This is a genomic window from Rhodococcus sp. Leaf225 (genome assembly GCF_001426145.1).
Taxonomy (GTDB): Bacteria; Actinomycetota; Actinomycetes; order Mycobacteriales; family Mycobacteriaceae; genus Rhodococcoides.
On record NZ_LMRN01000025.1, the window covers coordinates 662,037 to 663,921 of the forward strand.

Genomic DNA, 1,885 nt, shown 5'->3' on the forward strand with positions numbered 1-1,885 from the left:
TGTACCGGCAGACATGAACAAGCTTGCTCTCGGTGTGATCGGCGAGGTGGCCTTCGGCTACGACTTCGGACCGTTCGACGACGCAGCACCGCACGAGTTGGTGGTGCGAATCTCTCGTGCCCTGAAGTACATCAACCGGGCCGCGTACTCCCACCCCGCTGTCGAGGCGACGATCTACAGGCGTGAACGTAACCAGCACCGAGACGACATCAAGGTGGCTCAGCGACTCGTGGATGACATCGTCGCGATGCGGCGCGAGCGCGATGCCCCGGGGAGCGGTGATCTTCTCGATTTGATGTTGAGCACCGCGGACCCGGCGACGGGGGAGCGGTTGTCCGATCAGAACATTCGCAATCAGATCCTCACGTTCATGGTTGCGGGCCAGGAGACGTCAGCCGGGGTGATGGCGTTCACTCTGCACTTCTTGTCGACTCATCCGGACGTGGTCGAGCGGATCCGGGCGGAGCTCTTGTCGGTCTGCCCAGAGGGTGATCTTCAGTTCGATCACGTGGGCAAGCTGCGGTACCTGCGGCGCGTGGTCGACGAGACGTTGAGGTTGTGGCCGGTGGCGCCCGGTTACTACCGGAAAGCTCGTCGAGACACGATGGTGGGGGAGCACCCCTTCGAGAAGGGGGAGTGGGTCTTCGTGGTGTTGCTGCAACTGCACCGCAATGCGGCGTGGGGTGCTGATCCCGAGCGGTTCGACCCAGATCGATTCGAGCGTAACCGCGTTCCGGCGAATCTCGCAGATTTGTACAAGCCGTTCGGAACGGGCCTGCGCGCCTGCATCGGTCGGCAGTTCGCGTACCACGAAGTCCTTGTTGCGCTCGCGCTCATAGTCGGTCGGGTCGATCTCATCGGGCGACCGGACTACTCGCTCGAGGTCGACGAGACAGTGACTTTGAAGCCGCGAAATCTGTCCGTGCAGACCCGTGAACGGTCCGATCCGGTCGCCTAACTCGCATGGAGGGTAATGGAGACAAATACGCGCTGTGCTAGTCCATGCATCCGGGAGTCGCTGTCGTCGCTCTCTCGCGTTACTCATAGCCACGGCACCAGCGCGAGAACGATGCCGCCCTCGACGCCTGAACCTCGATCTACGCGCGGCGCCAGGGATCCGGATGCGGCGAATAATATGGGTGGCGGGGTGCCGAGCAACCCGACGTCGAGGTCTTTCGCACGCGGGTCAATGCTGGCCCATGCGCGTTGGGACGAAACCGATTCTTTGTCGCTGAGCCTCTGACATTTGTTGCATCGCAACAGTGTCGGTCGGGGGACGGGCGACGCCGCACCGGCGGTCAGCTCCGTTCCCGAGCGCGCACGTCGACCGTCCGGCGCCACCGCCGCCTAACGGGTTCCGGTGATGCCACCGTCCACCGGGATCGTCGCCCCGTGCAGGTAGGCCGCCTCGTCAGAGACCACCCACGCGATGGCCGACGCGATCTCTTCCGGCCTACCCGGACGTCCGGCCGGTATGCCGGTGGTCATTGCGGCAATGACGTCACCGTCCGAATCGTTGATCGGAGTTCGGGTGGCGCCGGGCGCGACGGTGTTAACCCGTATCCCTCGTGGTCCGAATTCGGCGGCCCAGCTTCGAGCGAGCTGGGTTTCGGCCGCCTTGGTGGCGGAGTACAGGCCGACGAATGCGTGGCCCACCGTGGCCATCCACGACCCGATGACCACGATCGCGCCGGTGCCTCGTTCGGCCATTGCCGGGGCCAGGGCTGCGGTGAGAACATGCGGTGCCCGGACGTTGACGGCAAGTGTCGCTTCCAGATCGGCGTCGGTGAGGGAGACGGTGTTGACGGCGGGGCAGAGTGCAGCGTTGTGCACCAGGATGTCGACCCGCCCGTCGAGAGCGGTGGTCCACGCGGCGGCCAGCGCA

At 64.6% G+C, this 1,885-nt stretch carries 2 protein-coding genes; one reads left to right on the forward strand and one right to left on the reverse strand.

Going from position 1 to position 1,885, the window contains the following annotated elements:
- A partial coding sequence (locus tag ASG69_RS21315) for a cytochrome P450 (RefSeq protein WP_082546992.1) occupies nt 1-958 on the forward strand: 958 nt, incomplete at its 5' end.
- A gap of 389 nt (nt 959-1,347) precedes the next feature.
- Here ASG69_RS21315 and ASG69_RS21320 read toward each other — a convergent pair.
- The coding region (locus ASG69_RS21320; protein WP_082546993.1) for an SDR family NAD(P)-dependent oxidoreductase at nt 1,348-1,885 on the reverse strand (538 nt) is incomplete at its 5' end.